The following is an 18639-nucleotide window of genomic DNA, read 5'->3' as shown; positions in this document are numbered from 1 at the left end:
CAACCACGTCGCGGCCTTCTCATTGTTGACTAGCGTTGTTTTGCTTGTCTACAACTCAGCTGGTGACTTACCAGCCTATGCCCAGCACCAGGTGTTCCGGTTTAGGGCCGATGACACTCGAGCTTTGGCCCGATACGTCGTCATAGGCAAAACCGTAAGCCTTGCCGCCGACACTATGGTCATGCCAGAACTTCGCATAGTAGTTCGCTGGCGACGCTGCATACCATGTAGCAGTCGGAGCGCCCCACACGGAGGTGTCTTCCATGATATGGCGGTTCAGGGCGGCGGCGATTTGTGCTTCCAGTGCCAATTCAATGGAAATCACCGTACCGTCGGTTTCGCCAGCCAGCGGACTGGCCAGCACGCCTTTGGCTTCGAGCATGTCCTGGGTGCTAGGCTTGCCTGGCACCGTGTACACGACGCTGCCAAGTACGCCATTACCCTTGTCGATTTCATGGAACACGACGGTATCATCGGCCGCGACCTGGCCGACAAAACGACGCGAATTGTCGTACATATCTACGACCAGTGGCTTGGTGCGGTACAGATTCCACATGTCGTTAATATATGTATCGAAATAAGCGGCGTTGACACGGCCGGAATCGAAGCTGCTCTTGCCTGGCGCCAGGATACGGCGAGGCTGCACTGCATCTACCAGAAACTCTTTCGGCATTTCTTTCTGGTAAGCCGCAAGGATGCTGTCGCGCGTTTCGGCAATACCGACTTGCTGGTGGAAATTATGGCTATCGCCATACACGTCCATCAACAGCGGGAAACCGAATTGGTCCACCTGGGTCGGGTTCATGTACAAGTTGTCGTTGAGCGTGAACTCGTACCAGTCAAAATAGATATCGATGTTCGGATCATTATGGTTATTCAGATCCGGACCGGCGAAACCAGTTTGATGATTAATATCCTCATTAATCTTGATGAACAGCGGCGACCCCATCGAAACAAAGATACGGCCCGAATCCATCTTCGGCAACTTCAAGTTCTTGGCTTGCGCCAGGGTGAAGAAGTAATTGCTGAAGTTCTCGCCGTTTTTCGTCAAATGACCAGGTGCATCATTGTCGGCCAACAACATTGGCAAGATCGTACCATCGGCCTGCAGGTAAGCGAAGTTGTCCTTGTTGCCAGGATCGCGGCCAATCACGGCCACGTAGATCTGATCATCAGTCCATTTACCATTGGTATTGTTTTTCAGATCGACCGTGACGAAACCCGGAATCACCGGATAGTCGGGATTGGCGCCACCGTTGTTGCCACCGTTACCGCCATTATTACCAGTGCCACCATTGCCGTTGTCGACCGGAGTCACGGTCAGCTTGGCGCCGGTCGATACTGCACCGATACCGCTGGCATTGGTGACGCTGACGCTAAATACGGCACCGTCGTCGCTGCTCTGCACCGCTGCGATATCGTAGCTGGCCGAGGTCGCGCCTGGGATCAGGTCGGTATTGCGGTTCCATTGATACGTCAATGCACCGTTGCCGGCAACGCTGGCCTCGAAGTGGGCGCTCTGGCCTGCGGTCACGGCAACAGCGGCTGGCTGAGCCGAGAACTGCGGTGCGGGGCCGGGATTAGCCGGACCGTACACTTCGAACTCGTACAGCGAATAGCCGTATTGCGTGGCGCGGACAAAGCCTTGCAGACGCACATAACGGGCAGAGACCGTCGGGAACGTAATCTGTTCCACGCCGCCCTTGCCGCCGGTGATGTGCTTGACTGGCAGCCAGGTATTTTTATCGTTCGATACCTGGATTTCATACTCGCTGCCATAGGCATTTTCCCATTGCAAAGTCACTTGCGAGATCAGGGTCGGCGCGTACAGATCAATCGCCATCCATGCCTTGTCGTCGAACGCCGACGACCAGCGGCTGTTGCCGCTGACGATACCGTCTATCGCCAGGTTGGCAGTGGTGCCTTGTGGATTTTCGACAGGGCTGGAAAACGCGGTCTTGCCGAGTGCCAGATTGCTGCCCAGTACCACATCGCTACCGCCGCCAACGCCATTAGCGGCGCCCGTGCCGTTGTTTGCGCCATTGGTGGTATTGGTATCGTTGCCGCTACCGGCGCTGATGGTTTGCGGTACGCCCACGGTCAACACTGCGCCATCGCTAGGCAGTTTGCTACCGTTCGAGCTTTCCACCACGACACTGTAAATCGCGCCGTTGTCATCGCTGCTCACTGCCGGCGTATCGTAGGACGGTACGTCGGTGCTTGCCACCAGCACGCCCTGCCTGAGCCATTGGTAAGTCAGCGTGCCCGGACCCACTGCGTCCACCGTGAAGTGGACCGACTGGCCGACCGCCACGGTTTGCGCCGCAGGCTGGGTACGGATGGTCAGTGCCGGTGCGTACACTTGCATTTCATACAGGGAATAACCATATTGCGTGCCGCGTTTCACACCGTGCATGCGCACATACTGTGCCTTGGTGATGGCAAACAAGAGATTTTCCACCCGGCCTTGCCCGCTGTTCTGGGTATAGACTGGCGTCCAGGTTTGATTGTCCAGCGAGGTCTCGATGATGTATTTCGAGCCAAACGCAGTTTGCCAATCGAGTACCACCTGGTTGATCTCTTGCACGGAGCCGAGATCGATGCTGACCCATTGGTTGTCCGACTGGGCGTCATCACCCTGGAATACAAACGATGCCCAACGGGTACCTTCCAGGCCATTGTCGGCGCGAACCCTGCCAAAACCATCATTGACATATTGCGGGCCAAAGTAGTCGGCACTCTCGGTGGAGCTCGAACTTGGTGTGCCTTTCAACGCCAGGTTGGCGGCATCGGACGGCACGCCGTCGATCACCAGCAAGTTGGCATCGTTGCTGCTGGTCACTGCACCGTTGGCCGGATTGGTGACATCGACCCGGAACCGTTCACCGTTGTCGGCCAGTGTCACTGGCGACGTGGCAAAGCTGCTGCCGGTGGCGCCAACGATCAGCTGATCGTTGCGGAACCATTGGTAAGTAAAGCTGTCGGCGCCGCTGGCGACAACGCTGAACTTGGCCGTCTGGCCTGGCACCAATGACTGGTTAAACGGCTGCGACACGATGGCGGGCGCTTGCTGCTGCGGTGGCTGATTGCCGCCACCGGTGCCATTGTCGTTTGCAGCGACGATGGTCAGCACAGCCGCATCGCTGCTGATGCTGTTGCCGCGGCTATTGCTGATGATCACCTTGTACTTGGCGCCATCGTCGCTTTTCGTCACGACCGGGCTATAGACCGGGTTGAGCGAAGAAGCTACTTGCACATCGTTACGGAACCAGGTGTAGGTCAGCGGACCGGTACCTTTGGCGACGGTGGCAAAATACGCTTGCTTGTCACCGCTGGCCGACAATTTGACCGACTGGGTCAAAGGCTGGGCAACGATGCTTGGCACCGCAAACTGCAGCGTACCACTGACGCACAGCACGTCGTTCGGGAAGTTGTTGAACAACTGGGTCGTGACATCGCCGTTGGACGACACCACGTAGGCACGGGTCGCATCGGTTTCCGCGATGTTCGAGGTCCAGGTGCTCCAGCCGCCCGGGAAGGCATCGACGTTAAAGCTGTCGCCAGCGATAGACAATGCTTCTTCTTTGGTCGGCAAACGGCTGCCGATGGTGGAGCAATACTGGCCCGCCAGCACTTGCGTGAACTGGGCGATGCCATTTTTGGTCGGTACCCGGCTCCACAGCAAACTGGTGCTGTTGTCGGTCACGACGTTGTTGTTGCCTGGCACCAAGGTATAACGCTCGGGAGCGCTGCCGTCCCTGGACAGATGGGCAACGTTATACACTTCGAGCTCATCGATCGAATAACCGTAGTCAGGGCTGCCGCGCAAGGTGCCGGTTATGCGCACATATTGGCCGTTGACGAGTGGGAAAGACGTATCTTCCACGCCGCCATTGCCTTTATCTTGCGAATAAGCCTTGGTCCAGGTTTTATTATCGTTCGATACTTCAACGATGTATTGCTTGGCATACGCCGGATCCCAGCGCAGGATCATGCGGTTCATGTCCATGGACGAACCCAGGTCGACCGTCAGTTCGGCTGTCGGTTTGAAATCCGAACCCCAGCGTGAATTGATGTCGCCATCGACAGCCTTGCCTGCTGCCAGGCCGATCGCATCCTGGGTGCTGTCTGCCGTCGCCGTACGCGCGCGCGCCAGATTAACGCCAGGAGCGGCTTGCAACAGCGAAACAGGATCGCTGGTCTGGTCGCCGGCGGCATTGTGCACCAGTACCGTGTAGCTGCCGAAATCACCCGCTTGCACCGCAGGGAAGTCCAGGGTGGCGCTGGTGCCGACGATGCGCTGGTTCTTGTCGAACCAGGTGTAAGTCATCGGTTGGGAACCGGTCGCTTGCACCACCAGGGTGGCATGGCTGTTCAGCGCGGCCACCTGATTGGCTGGCTGCGTGAAGTGCGGTCCGGTCGCGGCGCCTACGGTCAGGGTGACCGGTGTCGATTGCACGCTATTGACCAGATTGCTTGCCACTACGTAGAACGACGCATTGTTATCACCCAATACGACAGCAGGGATGGTATAGCTGCTCGAGGTGGCGCCATCGATCTTCTGATTGTCGCGATACCACTGGTAGCTCGGTGGCGGCGCACCATTTGCGGCGATCTGGAAGGTAGCGGTCTGGCCTTCTACCAGGCTGAGCGCCACAGGAGCACTGACGATGACTGGCGCTTGCGGCGCGACTACCGTCTCGACGGCGTCATTGCTGGTCTGGTCGCCAAAGCTGTTTTTCACCTTGACAGTGTAGACAGCGTTATTGTCGCCATTGACGGCCAGGGCAGTGTCATAGCTGCTGCCTTTGGCGCCAGCGATTTCAACGCCATTACGGTACCAGGTGAAGTCCAGCGGTGCAGCGCCCGACACGACAGCTTCGAAATGCGCCACCTGGCCTACGCTGACGGTCAGCGATTGCGGTTGCGCCACGAAGGCCGGCGGCAACTGGCTGGCGTCGGTCGGTTGCGGTACTGGCACGACTTCAAAGCTGGCAACGTTGCTTTGCAGCGTGCCATCGGAAGAAGCCGCCGTCACCGTCACGGTACCCGGGTCGAACTTGCTGCGCACCGCGATACGCACCAGGCCGCCTTCGGCTGCCAGTTCATGGTCGCCAGGCGAGTGGTAGCTGAGCGGTTTGTCTTGCGACACGGCATTATTCCAGCCACCACGATAATTGCCGTTGCTGCTGACCGTAAACGTGATGTTGGTGCTGTCCTCAGGCAACAGGATATTGTTCGCGTCGACCACTTTGGCGGTGATGAACGCGGCATCGCTGCCGTTGGCCGTGATCTGGAAGGTGCTGCCGTCAGGCTTTTTCAAGCCAGGCTCGGTACTCAGGATGATGTGGTCGGCCTTGCCGGCGGTGGTACGCTGGTCTTGCACTACCTGGCCATCGTATTGCACCAGATTGCCGATTTCGTCGAGACACTGGGCCGTGACAGTACCAGCTTGCCATTGAACATTGTCCCAGTGCGCCTGATGCGGCAAACCGGTGGTGTCCTGGCTCAAGTCGGAATTTTCAAAGTCCAGCGCATTCGGCGTCTGATCGTCGCCCTGCTTCACGCCATTGACCAGCAAACGTACTGCCGGGCAATTACTGAAGGTATTGACGCGCACAATGCCGGAACGGTTCCAGTGATGCGCCAGGTTGACGACCGGACGGGTCTTGTAATCAACCCAGGCGGCCTGATAGGCGTAATACATCAGTTTCGGGAAGCGGCTGCCGTCCATCATCGATGAGCCCAGCGAACGCACTTCCAGCTTGCGCAAATCAGGCGGATTGGGATTGTCGGCGGTCGGCACAGGCGCCGGACCGGTGGAGGACAGGAACACATTGTTTTCACCCGGTGTTTCAGCCAGATACCATTGCACCATGCCCATGGTTTTCGCTGCCACGCCACGGCGCCAGTTGTTCAGGAACTCGGCGGTCAGCTCGATCTCGTGATCGTATTTGTAGCGGTAATCGCCCTTGCCCCAGTACTCGGCGCCCCAGGCAGGCGAATTTGGAAACTGTGCCTTCACGCCCAGTTCGCAGCCGTTCAGGGTACATCCAAGCAGGGTACCGTTCTTGTCGTTCGGGGTACGGTCGGTAGCCACGCGGGTATTGAGCGGATCCCAGGTGTTGTTGACCGCTTTCAACACTTGCGCGTAATTGGTATCCATCGGACCGTTATTCGACTCCCACGACAGGATCGAAGGATTATTACGGTCGCGCACGATCATCTCGGTATGGATTTCCGTTTTCAAGGCAAACTTGTCGAGCTCGCTTTGGGTACAGCTATCGCTCAAGGCCGCGTTGTAGCACTTGTCGAAAGCGCCCTCGCCTTCGCCGCTAGGCTGGACGATGAAGATACCAAGCGCATCGGCGGCTTCGACGAATTCCTTGCTCGACGAGGAATGGCCCGGACGGTACAAGCTGCCGCCGGCATCGGCCAGCAGTTTCAGGTCGCGCCATTGCTGCTCTTCCGGCACGGCACTGCCCAGTGCCGGATAGTCGTAGCGGCCGGAAGCGCCCCACAGATGGTGAGGGAAACCGTTAATGACCGGGAAATCGTTATTCCAGGTAATGGTACGGATGCCGAGCGGGCTTTCGACCGTATCGACCACGGCGCCATCGACGCTGACGATATGCACCACGCGGTACATATAAGGCGTACCGTGGCTGCTATTGTTCGGGAACCACAGTATAGGTTTGTCGACCGTCAGGTTTTGAACAAACTTGTTGGTCGTCAAGCCCGGACCTGCGTTCGGCTGCAAGACGCGCGCGTCCTGCGTCTCGGCTACCTTGGTGCCGCTGGCATCGTATATGCGGGTCGTCAGCGTGACGTTTTTCTGTACGCTGTCTTCGTTCAGCACATTGGTCTCGACCTGGATCGAAGCCGACGAGTTGTCGCCTGCAATGCTGGCGGTGGACACATGCGTGCCCCAGGTCTTCAGGATGGCGTAGACGTTTTCAGGAATATGCACCTTGTCGCTGATGTGCATGTACACCGGACGGAACAGGCCTGAATCGCCCTGGCCGAAACGGGCGTCACCGGCGAAATGCGGATCTTCGAAACCGTTCTTGGTGATTTTCACCGCCAGCACGTTGTCACTGTTGAGGTTGACCATATTGGTCACGTCAACAATAAACGGCACAAAGCCGATGACATGGGTATAGGTCGGATTCAAGGCACTGGTGCCCTGCACCTGCACGCCATTGATGAACACCTGGGCGCCGGTATGCGCACCCTCGAATTCGATCAGTATCTTGCGGCCCGCATAGGCGCTCGACAAGGGCAGATGCTTGCGATACCAGACAGTACCGTAAGGCATGTTAGCCAGGCCCGACGTATTGTTGACGAACATATCCTGTTCGTTGACAGAGTGCGGTACGCCAACCGAAGTCCAGCCGCTATCGTCATAAGCGATATCGGTTACTTTCGGATCGCCTATAAAACGATCATCGTTGGTATATTTCCACGCAGTCGCCCCAAGATTGATCTTCAGGCGCTCCGATGGCGGCGCCAGGGAGGACAAGTCTGCCGCCCCGGCAATAGGTGGCCGGTACAAGCTGGCCAGCAGGCATAGTACAAGGAACAGCCAAAAACTTGGCCGTATTGCAGGTCTACTATTTTTCATTAGTCACCATAGAGAAAATGACCACGCCGCGTGCAGGGTTGCAGCGCGTGGCGTGGCACCAGGCACTTGCACATGGCGAATCTGCACTCACCAACATCGTCAGTGCAAAGCCGCCCCGTCAAGCATGTTTAACGCATTGAAGGCACGTTAAATGTTTCCACAGGGCATTATTATCTGAATAGTTTCCTAGTGCAACAAATTTCCATAAGACAACAAACGAATGCCAGATACAATAGTAAAAAACAATACTCAATTTATTATTTTTAATATAAAAGCAGGCGCATCATGCAAATGACAAAATTATCGACATTAATTTAAAAATACACCGTTATATAATATCTCAGATGGGATGTGTTGCGGCAGCGCAAGGTGCGGACTGGAAGCTATCGGCCCAGGCGTTTTGTTTGTCTTCGTTTAAGACGCTCACCACCAATCGGACTTACCTTGAGAGCCTTGCCCTTGACCTGAGGAGACCCGGCATGGCCTACATTTATTCCAAAGCTGCAGGATTGAAAAACCAGCCCGTCGTCGGCAACCACCATTGCGTGGCGCTGGTACAAGCATATGCGGGCGCTCCCGCCACCGCCCACTGGCGCCAGGGTGCAGCAGTGGCTGGCAATACCACGCTCAAGCCCGGCACGGCCATCGCCACCTTTGTCAGCGGGCGCCATCCCGGCCATGGCAGCCATGCCGCCTTTTATGTCAGGCAAGGCATCAACGGCATTATCATTGCAGACCAGTGGAAGGCGGCCAGCAAGAGCAAAATTTCCCTGCGCCTGATCCAGTCGCACGGCCAAGATCCGCGCGGTAATTACCTGCAAGCCAGGGATAATGCCGACGCTTTTTTTGTGATTGAGTGAGATCGCAGGAAAGATAGGGTGCGGGCATCCATGATACGGTAGCGCTGGTGTGGACCGGGGTGGCAATTCACGGCACGACTACCCCGGTCTGGCGTTTTCAGTGGCTTGCCTGCGCCTCGGCCTGTTGCTTGACCAGCGTGGTGCGCCCGGCAATCACCGGGGCGCCGCTGCTGCGGCGCGGCAGACCCTGGTAGACCACCTGGTATGGTCCAGGGGCCAGCTTGGCAGCCTCAAAATGACCTTCGCCATCGGCCACCACGCCGCTGATGGCGCCGGTTTTGTCATTGATGATGACAATTTGTTCCCTGGGCTTGGCCTGGCCTTCGATACGGCCAGTCTCTGCGGCGCTCGCCGTTTGGGCAGCCAGGGCAAAGCACAGCAAGCCAATGATTTTACGGAGTGTCATAAATAATCTGGAATGAGTGAGAAAACAAAAACATAGCATCGGCCTTGAACGGCGGCTAAACCCATGCGATGGACGGACATATGCGCCGATGGAACAGTGCATGCATGCGATGAGTGGATGCACTGCATTGCTCACTGAAACAAGACCACCCACTCCAGTCCATTCATCCACAACTTGCCATTAGCAATCACTTGTCCGCCATCGGCATTCGGGAATTGACGTTGCAGCAAGGTGAAGTAGGCGGCGTTGTTCACCCCATTCAGGTGGCCGCTATTGCTCTCAAAGTAGGGAAATGTTTCGGGGCGCAAGGTCCAGGCGGCCGCCTGCCGGTACGCGGCTGCCAGTTTATTGCCCTGCGGCGTATGCCAGACCGCCTGCCCCTGAAGGTAGAAAATGTGCGCAGCGGCGGTGCTTGGCAGCAAGGTGTAATGGGTATAGCTGAGCCCATTGATGCCTTTACGGTCGCCGCTGCAATAGGCGGTACTGTCGCTGCGGCAAATTTCCAGTGGCAGCGAGCCATCGGGCGCCACTTCGCTATCCATCAGTTCCAGCCAGCGGGTCCGGCTGCTGGCCAGCAATGCTGCATCGCCGGTATAGGCGGCGATCGATGCATTGAGGAAGACACCCCAGTTGGCGTGGTTGTTCTTGCGCTCGCTATGCGACAGCGGCAGGGCGATGCGCGTGATCAGGCGCCGGAACGACGCGTCATTCCAGCCATTCACATTGCGCACCATGGATGCGGCGATCACATACGAGGGCAAGTCGAAATTGATGTCCGACGCGCCCTGCTCGGAAGGCACGGACTGCAAGGTATCGGCCCAGGCGGAAATGATGGCTTGCGCATGCCGGGCGTAGCGTGTGTCTTGCGACACGACATAGCACAGCCCGGCACGGTAGGCGAGCTCGCCATCACTGGCAAAGCGCTTGCCCATCGCGTTTTCGACCACGCCCGTCTTGCTGTAATGCGCAGGCGGCGCAAACACGGCAACCGGCGCCGCTTGCGTATCGATTTCCTTGTCACAGCGCTGCATCAGCGCGGCCGTCCTGGCGGGCTCGCTGCGCAACAAGCCGATGTCGGCGTCGGTCAGCCATATATTGCTGGCGGCAATGGCGGCAGGCGCGCACATCAGCCCCGCTAGCGCCAGGGACCACACGGCGACCCTACTTGCGGCCAGATTCAAAGATCGGATAGTTGCCATTGCTCATTCCTTTATGCAGACATGATCGCGATATTAAACAACATGTCGGATTGCGTACGCATTACAAGACATCCATGTCGCTGGCAGCCCGACTCTATAAAATCCGGTACAGCGCCACCGGCCCCTGCTGGTACACCAGCGCGAACGATTTGTCGAAATCGGCCTGGGCCGTGATGGCCGGCCAGCGCCCTATATTGACCAGCATGCTGTCGTTGCCGCGCTCGCGCAAGGCGGTGGCCAGCGCCGCTGGCGCAAGCGCAAGGAAGTCGCGATAGCGTCCCGGTCCAAAATGGTCGCCGCTGGTGCCCGGAGGCGCGTAATACAGCGCACCTTCCAGGCCGAACTGGTAGGTTTGCCGCATCGGATGCTGGCGCAAGTAAGCCAGCACCGGATAACCAGTGATACGGCTTTCCAGGATCGCTGCACGCGCCTCTGGCGTCGGCGCGATCAAGGCCCAGTTCTCGGTCCATTTTTTGACGACATTCGGCGCCAGGGCCAGCACGGCCAGCAGCATCAGCGGCGCTTGCGCGCGGTGCAGCAGCCCCGCCTTGGCTGGTAGGCGCTGGACGATTTTCTCCAGCCCGGTCATGAACCAATAGCGGCACACGGCTGCGGAGAGCAAGGCAAGGATAGGAAAATACGGCATCAGATAACGCGCGTAATGCGACGTCAGATACCACACCACCATCGCGTAGGCACTGAGCAGCATGGCCGGGCGCGCCCCTGGAATCTGCCGCGCGCTGGCGATAAACGGCGCGAGCAACGCCGGCCAGAGGAGGATGCTCGGCCAGTTCGCCTGCGCCTTGAGGTCGGCGAATTGATCGCTATAATCGGCCAGGTTCCAATCCGTAAAGCCAAACAGCTTGCCGCCGATGGGCGCGAAAGGATCGCCGGTCATCAGGTAATTGCGGGCGTACCAATAGACACAGGGCAACAAAAGACTGACGCTGGCCAGCAGCCAGACGCCCGGCTTGCGGGTGCGCAGCAACAAGGCGATGGCCAGCGGCAGCAGCACCGTCAGCGACTGGTATTTGGCGCCCACCGCAATACCGAACAGGAATGCGGCGCTGGCCAGCCAGCCGAGGCGGTCTGGCTGTTCCATCCAGCGCAAAAAGCCCACGCAGCCGGCAAACATGAAGGCGGTAACGCTGAGGTCTATCATGGCGCTGTCATAGTCCCAGCGCGTCAGCAGCAGGAAGATGATGGTTGCCAGGCAGGCCAGGCCGACACCGCCATGGCGCTTGCCGGTCTGGTACAGCAGCAAAGTGGCCAGCCATCCGGCCAGCGCGTTGAACATGTGCGGCATGACATCGTCATACACCAGCATGCCGCCGGCAAACAGCAGATCGATATTGTAGGGAAACCAGGGATAGCGCAGCCAAGTGTTGACCGTGAGTTTGCCATTGAGCACCCACTGTTCGGCATGCGGCAGGTGGTACATCACTTCATCCCAGGCCAGTGGCGGAGCCAGCGGAGCAATCAGCGTCGGCAATAGCAGCAGCGCGATGATCAGGCCGGCGCCACGCAAGGGCCAGCCTGCGGCACGCCAGCGCTGGCCCCATGACGGCCAGGCGAACGGGCGCAGCGCATATATTTGCAGCCAGCCGATCAGCGCGCCCGGCGCCACGATGCCGATCACCGCAGCGAGACGCAATTGGCCGGCAATCGCCAGCCATTGCACGAAACAGATCAGGATACCGGTGCCCAGGATGGCGCTGTAAGCATGCAGGACGGGCGTGTCAGGGGAAGGCGATGCCGGCGCCAGGCGCCGCATCAGGAAATGGCCATAACCCCAGCTCGACAACAGGAAAATCAATAGCGTCAGGTAATGCAGCGCGGCATAGGCAATTTTATCCATCATTGAGGCGCCACAATAAGCTGGGTCATCGTATAGTTAGCAATGTTTTAAAATCGTCAACTACAATTATTGGTGATGCATAGCATCGCGTCAAGCGCGGCACAAGCTTCATCCCGCGCGGGCCGGCGCTACCACGATGCGACAAGGCTAATGGCTGTGCCAAAAGGAATATCTCAATGATCTCCCAGCAGCAAATCGCGGTACTCATTCCCTGCTACAACGAAGAAGTCGCCATCGGCGCAGTGATCCGTGATTTCCTGGCGGCACTGCCCTGCGCCACCGTGCATGTGTACGATAATAATTCCAGCGACCGCACCATCGCCATCGCCGAAGAACATGGCGCAGTGGTCCATCGGGTGCCGCTGCAAGGCAAAGGCAACGTGGTGCGGCGCATGTTTGCCGACATCGAGGCAGACGCTTATGTGCTGGTCGACGGCGACGACACCTATTGCGCCGCGAGCGCCCCCGCGATGCTGCACAGCCTGTTCGCCAATCAACTCGACATGGTGGTGGCGCGCCGCGTCACAGAAGAAGTCGCGGCCTATCGCGCCGGACACCGGCTCGGCAACTGGCTGCTGACCGAATGCGTGGCGCGCCTGTTCGGCCGCTCATTCAGCGATATTTTGTCTGGCTACCGAGTATTTTCGCGGCGCTATGTAAAATCGTTCCCCGCCCTCGCCAACGGTTTTGAAATCGAGACCGAGCTGACGGTGCATGCGCTCGAACTACGCATGTCGGTCGATGAAATCGCTTCTTCCTACAAATCGCGGCCGTCCGGTTCGCACAGCAAATTGAACACCTATCGCGACGGCGTGCGCATCCTGTTGATGATCGTCAAGCTATTCCGTACCGAGCGGCCACTGCTGTTCTTCGGCGGCATCGCCGCGCTGCTGGCGGTACTGGCGGCCTTGCTGGCCCTGCCCTTGTTCATCACCTACGCGGAAACAGGCCTGGTGCCGCGCTTCCCGACCGCCGTGCTGGTGACCGGCATGGGCATGACGGCGGCGCTGTCGGCCGCCTGCGGACTGATACTCGATACCGTCACCCGTGGACGCCAGGAAATCAAGCGCCTGGTCTACCTGCAAATTGCACCACCGCGTCAACAGCAATGAAGCAATTCCTGCGCTTTTGCCTGGTCGGTACGCTGGGCTTCGTCGTCGATGCCGGCGTGCTGCAATTGCTGCTGCTGACCGTTACCACAAACCCCTACACGGCCCGCATTTTCTCGTTTCTGGCAGCCGCCAGCGTCACCTGGATCTGCAACCGGAGCTTCACCTTCCGCAGCGCCATCCCTGCCAGCCGCGCCGAATGGCTGCGCTACGTGGGCCTGATGGCCCTGGGCGCACTGGTCAACTACACGGTGTATGCGCTGTGCATTGCCGCTTCAAGCTACGCGCGGGCCCAGCCATGGAGCGCGGTGGCGGCCGGTTCCGTGGCAGCCCTGGGGATTAATTTCCTGCTGTCCCGGCTGCTATTGCGGCCGGCACCGGCCAGCCGCTGAGACTGGGCGATGAAGTTCAGTGCAATCTGCGTCATGAGCATGACAGGGACAGGCGGGCGGCACCGCGCACGTCAAGCCATCCCCTTGCTTTTTCCTTAAAATACCAGCACCGCCAACCACGCGGTTTTTCAGGGACGCTCCAGACGCAATGTCGCTGCCAACTCACCGTTGAAAGGTCTTGCCATGCCCTTAGTCAGAATTAATCTCAGCCAGGACGCCACGCCGGAACAACTCAGCGCTATCAGCGACGTCATCTATGACGCCCTGGTCAGCGTTGCCAACGTGCCGGTGCACGACAAGTTCCAGATCATCACGCGCCATGCGGCCGATGAACTGGTGTACCCGCAGGCAGGCTATCTGGGCGTCGACTACACGCCCGGCATCGTGTTTATCCAGATCACCTGGAATCTGGGCCGCACCATCGAGGTCAAGCGGGCCTTGTACCAGGCGATTGCGCAAGGCATCCATGCCAAGGCGGGGCTGCGCATCCAGGATGTATGGATCAGCCTGGTTGAAGTGCCACGCGAAAACTGGTCTTTCGGCAATGGCGAGATGCAGTATGCGCCATTGCCCTGAGGGTGCGGCCGTGCACCCTGTCAAGACTGCTCTGGCCGTAACCCGCATACCGCGCTAGGCAGCAACAGATCTACGGGGTAAGGAAATGGTGAAAATGCAGCCCACTTCAGGAACATTGTGAACGCTGAGATTGCCACCGCTTGCCACCACACTTTGCTTTGCAATGGTGAGCCCCAGGCCGGCGCCAGTCCTATTTTTTCCGCTCTGGGAAAATGGCAAGAACATGGACTGCTCGGCTCCCGGCGGCAAGCCACCGCAATGATCCGTCACGTCTATCCGTATCCGATCAGCAGAAGCGTAGGCACTGAGCACAACCTCAGTATGGTCCTGGGTAAATTTGAACGCATTTTGTAAAATGTTCGCCAATGCAGCCAGCAGCAATGGCCGATTGCCGGAAATCTGCAGATCGGTATCGACGGCTTGCACTTTGAACTTGCAGCCTGATTTTTCAGCTGACAACTCTGCCGACGCCTGCGCTTCTGCAATAAATGCAGACAAGGAAAAAGAGAGTAGTTCGCCCTCCCTGCGCCCTATTTCCTTGATGTCGTCCAGGGAGGTATCGATCAACTTGCTTAGATTAAAAATACTTTTCTCAAGTATTGTTCCCGTCGCTCCCGACAAATTCAAGTTGCCGACTTTTGCCGCAGTAAATGCCAATGCCGTCGTACCAAGCAGATTGCGCAGTTCATGAACAAAGTATCCCAGGCGTTCATTATTGTCTTTTGCCAGCTTGGCCGCCGCCGCGGAGTCGCGCTGATAGCTGAATTCTGTCACGGCGTCCGCAATCGCATTGTCCAGGCAGCGATTCAAGGTCCGGAATTCATCAATTTGAAACGGTGCATCGCGCTCTATGGCCAGATCCGTAATTGCCTGGCATAGATCTCCATAATCATGGACCACCTGGTCGACGGTAAAGCCCAGCGCCAGCAACTCCCTGCCATGCTGTGCAGCGGAGATACCCATTTCAGACAGCGCCAAGCCTCCGCCCGCAGGGCCTGAAATGCTGCGGCTTTCCATCGGCGTCGACGTACGCTCGATTGCCAGCGTCCTGATCAATTGATCCAGGAACATCGGCACGCCATTCTGCAGTTGTGCCTCTGAGGCGATCCGCCCGGGACGAAGAGCCACTTTTTCCCGGCAACGCGCTGCTAAATCCGTGCGATTATTAATCAGGAACTCGTACATCATAATGTGATCCTATGGGCATCAGCTGATACCATCAGCCTGATGCTGGGGAAGCACCACAGCCCTGATTCATATTAGCATCCATTACAAAAAAGGCATTTTCAGTTACAAATTGGGGGATCTACGTCGTAAAGTGTCATGGCAAGCCAACACTTTCGCGGTCCCAAGATTTTCTGGATGAATCGAGAACAGAAGCGGATTCGATCACTGCCCCGCCAGAGTAGCGCCTTCGGTTTCCGCGACTTTATGGACGGCTGAACAAAAAATCCAGGAATAAGAAATGTTAGAAATGGATATCCCCGTTGTAATTTTTAAAGATAAAAACAGTGTCTACGGCGTGAAAGTCCCCAATATCAAAGGCGTGCACTCCTGGGGCGACATGCGGGAAGATGCCCTGAAGAACGTGCGGGAAGCCACTACCAACCACATCGAGACCTTGCTGGAGCTGGGCGAACCTGTAGAGATGCTCAAAGCAAGATCGCAGCCCTGCAGGAGCAGCCTGAATATGCCGGCGGTATTTGGGCATTGGCCGAAATCGACCTTGATAGGCTCGACAGCAAGCCCGAACGCATCAACATCAGCCTGCCGCGCTTTGTCCTGAACAAGATAGGCCGCTAGGCTTATCTCGCGCGCCACTCAGCAGCTCATGGCGAGTGAATCCAGGGCAGCCGAGACGGCTGGCGGACAAGTGCGGGGCTATGCTGAACAGCATGCGCCCCGCAGGATACCCCCCACCGTCCTGGCAATCTCCTAGACAGCCACTGCCGGATAATCGGTATAGCCATGTTCCCCGGCGGAATAAAAGGTCGCCGGATCGGCTGGCTGCAGTGCCGCGCCCAGCGCGAGTCTGCGCGGCAAGTCGGGGTTGGCGATAAACGGACGGCCAAACGCGATAGCGTCCACCTGCATATCGGCCAGCGCCGATGCCGCGCCTTCCCGGTCAAATTCACCGGCGGCGATAATCCTGCCGCTGAAGTGGCGCCGCAACTGACTCAGGGCGATGCCATCGCCGGCGCCTTGCTGCCGGTCTTCCGGGCTGACGCGGGTCAAATGAATATACGCCAGCGCGCGGCGGTCCAGCTCTTCCAGCAAGCGGCCAAAGGTGACCAGGCCCTCCGGATCGGCCGCGCCATTGACCGGCGCGCTCGGCGACAGGCGGATGCCGACCCTGCCCGGCCCCCACATGGCGACCGCCGCATCGACAATCTCCAAGGTCAGCCGCAAACGGTTCTCCAGCGAGCCGCCATACTGATCACTACGGGCATTGCTGCCTGGCCGTAGAAAACGGTCCAGCAGGAAGCCATTGCCGTTATGAATTTCGATACCATCAAAACCGCAGGCTTTTGCCGCTGCGGCTGCCGTCGCGAACGCGGTGACCATGGCAGCAATGTCTGACAGCTGCAAGTCTTGCGGCGTCAAAGGGTTCCCCATGGCCCAGCCAAAAGGCAAGTTGCCGGCCGTGTCGTACCGCGCCTTGCCGATGGTCGACAGTTGCGCCACGATACGGCCCTGCTCGGCATGCACGGCAGCCACCACACTGGACCAGCCTTGCTGCTGTTGCGGCGTCCAGATCGCAGGCAAGGCGGGATAACCGTCGCCATACGGCGCCACCATGATCGATTCACTGATGATCAGGCCGGCGCTGGCGCGCTGCGCGTAATAGCGGGCAGTCAACTCAGCCGGCGACAAATCCGCCCCCACGCGCAAGCGCGACATCGGCGCCATCACGATGCGGTTCGGCAGGCGCAACGCGCCCAGTTCCAGCGGATCAAACAAGGCCGGCGACTTGCTATTTGCTTCAGACATAGGTTTTTCCTTAAAGGTATCAATAAAAAATACATTATACTTTTAAATGATACTTTCATTGATACAATTATGACTGCCGCCACTGGCCGCCCCGAATACAGGTATCATCGCTGTTTTCGATAGGATAATGGCATGGTCGACCTCCGCTTTTCGAGCGCACTGCAAATCATGCTCAGCGTGGCGAATGCGGCACAGCTGGGGGTAGACATCGTCTCATCGGCCCAACTGGCGGTCGGCCTGAACTCGAATCCCTCGTTCGTGCGCAAATTGCTGGTGCCGCTGGCCCAGGCTGGCTTGCTCAGCTCCATCAAGGGCAAGTTTGGCGGCGTCACGCTGGGCAAAGCACCGGCGCAGATTACGCTGGCCGATATCTACGTGGCCATCAACCCCGCCAGGAAGCTGTTCGCCAGCCGCGAAGACATCCCCCACCGCTGCTTCGTCACCGCCAATATGGACCGCATTTTTGAAGACGTCAGCGCGCGCTCGCAGGCGGCGGTGCTGGGGGTGTTGGCAGAGCTGACCCTGGAGCGGTATTTGCGCGAGTGTGCGGTCAAGGCAGAGCAGTAAGACTTCCTGCTCCGCATGCCAGGTACCGATGAATCAGCTTACTTATCCCCACATTGCCGGCGCTATTTCAGCGCCGGCATCATCAAGCGCATCAGGCACGACCAGCAACAGGCGTTGTCACTCAATCGCTGCAGTGTCGTTGATCGCGACTTCGGCGCCATGCTGGAAGTAAAAATCGCCCAGCCGCAGCGATTCGGCGTAGGCATCGATTTCCTCTATCGATATGGCGTCTGCATCGGCTTCCAGCAGGGCTGCCAGCGTGGCCATTGCCGGTACGATATCGGGGGCGGAGTAGTCGGCCTTCCGGTACAGAAACCCGGGCACGCCGGCGACCGTCGTGACGTTGTTAACCTTGTTGATGCAATTTTGACCGCATGCAATGCCAGGGATCAACTGCGTCCATTTCGGCCCGCCCAGCATCACCGCCAGGTACATGGTTTTTGCCTTTGCCATGGAAACCCCTTGGTCGATGAGTCCCTCATAAAATACATAGTGCGTCTGGCGCCATGGCCGCACATGCCGGTCGCAATAGTGGTCGTGAATAATCGCCGCCTTGATAAAAGAAGGATCGAATGGCGCACCGATGATGGGCTGGAAGATGCCAGGTATCGACGCGCCATCGGTCACCAGCCCTGCCTTGGCTTCCCACTCCACGTTACTGGCATCCTTGAAATGTAATTTATTCTTCAATGTACATTGCCCGCTCGCTTCACATCCGGCAGGCAAGAGTTCCAGATGGCCGGTAAACTGCGCAAACGCATGCGCAGGAAGCGCGGAGATAATTACCAGGCACAGCATTATTAAATAACGATACATGATCGAATCCTAATAAGAGAGTGGGTAATGGAACGAAAGCGGGAGCGCAGTCACCGCAAAATCTGTCGGTTTCCTCCTGTTCACAAGAGCACGGTAGAAATTTTCAGCGAGGATGCTGAGTGATTATCTTTGCATTCGCTACAATAGCTAAAATTTCCTTGTCGATTTACGTAGATTGTCACTATTGATTTTTCGAGAGATGCGCTGTGTGCGCTGAACTTATCCCACGTACGGCCAGCAT

12 protein-coding genes and 1 pseudogene are annotated in these 18639 nt (G+C 57.8%); 6 read left to right on the top strand and 7 right to left on the bottom strand.

Translation table 11 applies throughout. The annotated features are described in order from the left end of the window. Positions 1–67: 67 nt before the first annotated feature. Positions 68–7522, bottom strand: coding sequence for a beta-1,3-glucanase family protein (locus HDE72_RS17935; protein WP_183743390.1), 7455 nt, complete (start codon positions 7520–7522; stop codon positions 68–70). A gap of 581 nt (positions 7523–8103) precedes the next feature. On the opposite strand from HDE72_RS17935, the gene HDE72_RS17930 reads away from it, so the two are divergent. Next, the gene (locus HDE72_RS17930) at positions 8104–8484 is read left to right on the top strand and encodes a BPSL0067 family protein (RefSeq protein WP_183743388.1); all 381 of its coding nucleotides are present in this window, start codon (positions 8104–8106) and stop codon (positions 8482–8484) included. A gap of 97 nt (positions 8485–8581) precedes the next feature. Here the strand turns inward: HDE72_RS17930 and HDE72_RS17925 are convergent, their stop codons facing one another. From HDE72_RS17925 to HDE72_RS17915, 3 genes are all read right to left on the bottom strand, one after another. Further along, positions 8582–8890 carry a carboxypeptidase-like regulatory domain-containing protein gene (locus tag HDE72_RS17925; RefSeq protein ID WP_183743386.1) on the bottom strand — a complete coding sequence of 103 codons (309 nt, stop codon included), beginning with the start codon at positions 8888–8890 and terminating at the stop codon, positions 8582–8584. 131 nt (positions 8891–9021) lie between these two features. Then, entirely contained in the window at positions 9022–10089 is a 1068-nt protein-coding gene (locus tag HDE72_RS17920) for an alginate lyase family protein (RefSeq protein WP_183743384.1), read from the bottom strand. A gap of 94 nt (positions 10090–10183) precedes the next feature. Continuing rightward, positions 10184–11950, bottom strand: a complete 1767-nt coding sequence (locus HDE72_RS17915) for an ArnT family glycosyltransferase (protein WP_183743382.1) — start codon at positions 11948–11950, stop codon at positions 10184–10186. A gap of 173 nt (positions 11951–12123) precedes the next feature. Here HDE72_RS17915 and HDE72_RS17910 point away from each other — a divergent pair, with 173 nt between their 5' ends. The 3 genes from HDE72_RS17910 to HDE72_RS17900 all read left to right on the top strand — a co-directional run bounded on the left by HDE72_RS17910 (position 12124) and on the right by HDE72_RS17900 (position 14024). Beyond that, positions 12124–13059 (top strand): glycosyltransferase family 2 protein, encoded by a 936-nt coding sequence (locus tag HDE72_RS17910; protein ID WP_183743380.1) that lies wholly within the window; start codon positions 12124–12126, stop codon positions 13057–13059. Further along, entirely contained in the window at positions 13056–13448 is a 393-nt protein-coding gene (locus tag HDE72_RS17905) for a GtrA family protein (RefSeq protein WP_183743378.1), read from the top strand. Before HDE72_RS17910 ends, HDE72_RS17905 begins: the two co-directional genes overlap by 4 nt. Before the next feature lie 183 nt (positions 13449–13631). Then, positions 13632–14024, top strand: a complete 393-nt coding sequence (locus tag HDE72_RS17900) for a tautomerase family protein (RefSeq protein ID WP_183743376.1) — start codon at positions 13632–13634, stop codon at positions 14022–14024. 54 nt (positions 14025–14078) lie between these two features. On the opposite strand, the gene HDE72_RS17895 is transcribed toward HDE72_RS17900, so the two are convergent. After that, a complete protein-coding gene (locus tag HDE72_RS17895; protein ID WP_183743374.1) occupies positions 14079–15212 on the bottom strand; it encodes a sensor histidine kinase in 1134 nt (377 codons plus the stop codon). Between the two features lie 277 nt (positions 15213–15489). On the opposite strand from HDE72_RS17895, the pseudogene HDE72_RS28085 reads away from it, so the two are divergent. Further along, a pseudogene (locus tag HDE72_RS28085) lies at positions 15490–15827 on the top strand (type II toxin-antitoxin system HicB family antitoxin). Positions 15828–15959: 132 nt separating this feature from the next. Here the strand turns inward: HDE72_RS28085 and HDE72_RS17885 are convergent. Further along, complete coding sequence (locus HDE72_RS17885; RefSeq protein ID WP_183743372.1) at positions 15960–17015, bottom strand: oxidoreductase; 1056 nt, start codon at positions 17013–17015, stop codon at positions 15960–15962. 132 nt (positions 17016–17147) lie between these two features. Here HDE72_RS17885 and HDE72_RS17880 point away from each other — a divergent pair, with 132 nt between their 5' ends. Next, positions 17148–17582 (top strand): RrF2 family transcriptional regulator, encoded by a 435-nt coding sequence (locus tag HDE72_RS17880; RefSeq protein ID WP_183743370.1) that lies wholly within the window; start codon positions 17148–17150, stop codon positions 17580–17582. Between the two features lie 117 nt (positions 17583–17699). Here HDE72_RS17880 and HDE72_RS17875 read toward each other — a convergent pair whose 3' ends face one another. Next, a complete protein-coding gene (locus HDE72_RS17875) occupies positions 17700–18398 on the bottom strand; it encodes a DUF1353 domain-containing protein (RefSeq protein WP_183743368.1) in 699 nt (232 codons plus the stop codon). Positions 18399–18639 lie beyond the last annotated feature (241 nt).

It is taken from the genome of Janthinobacterium saanense (assembly GCF_014200675.1).
Lineage (GTDB): Bacteria > Pseudomonadota > Gammaproteobacteria > Burkholderiales > Burkholderiaceae_D > Janthinobacterium.
The sequence above is the reverse complement of the archived record's forward strand: the minus strand, read 5'-3'. Positions and strand labels throughout refer to the sequence as shown.

Bases quoted from the DNA above. Each gene is read 5' to 3' on its own strand.
- HDE72_RS17895 (WP_183743374.1), bottom strand. From the start codon at position 15,212: ATGATGTACGAGTTCCTGATTAATAATCGCACGGATTTAGCAGCGCGT.
- HDE72_RS17885 (WP_183743372.1), bottom strand. From the start codon at position 17,015: ATGTCTGAAGCAAATAGCAAGTCGCCGGCCTTGTTTGATCCGCTGGAA.
- HDE72_RS17905 (WP_183743378.1), top strand. From the start codon at position 13,056: ATGAAGCAATTCCTGCGCTTTTGCCTGGTCGGTACGCTGGGCTTCGTC.
- HDE72_RS17920 (WP_183743384.1), bottom strand. From the start codon at position 10,089: ATGGCAACTATCCGATCTTTGAATCTGGCCGCAAGTAGGGTCGCCGTG.
- HDE72_RS17875 (WP_183743368.1), bottom strand. From the start codon at position 18,398: ATGTATCGTTATTTAATAATGCTGTGCCTGGTAATTATCTCCGCGCTT.
- HDE72_RS17915 (WP_183743382.1), bottom strand. From the start codon at position 11,950: ATGATGGATAAAATTGCCTATGCCGCGCTGCATTACCTGACGCTATTG.
- HDE72_RS17880 (WP_183743370.1), top strand. From the start codon at position 17,148: ATGGTCGACCTCCGCTTTTCGAGCGCACTGCAAATCATGCTCAGCGTG.
- HDE72_RS17925 (WP_183743386.1), bottom strand. From the start codon at position 8,890: ATGACACTCCGTAAAATCATTGGCTTGCTGTGCTTTGCCCTGGCTGCC.
- HDE72_RS17930 (WP_183743388.1), top strand. From the start codon at position 8,104: ATGGCCTACATTTATTCCAAAGCTGCAGGATTGAAAAACCAGCCCGTC.
- HDE72_RS17910 (WP_183743380.1), top strand. From the start codon at position 12,124: ATGATCTCCCAGCAGCAAATCGCGGTACTCATTCCCTGCTACAACGAA.
- HDE72_RS17900 (WP_183743376.1), top strand. From the start codon at position 13,632: ATGCCCTTAGTCAGAATTAATCTCAGCCAGGACGCCACGCCGGAACAA.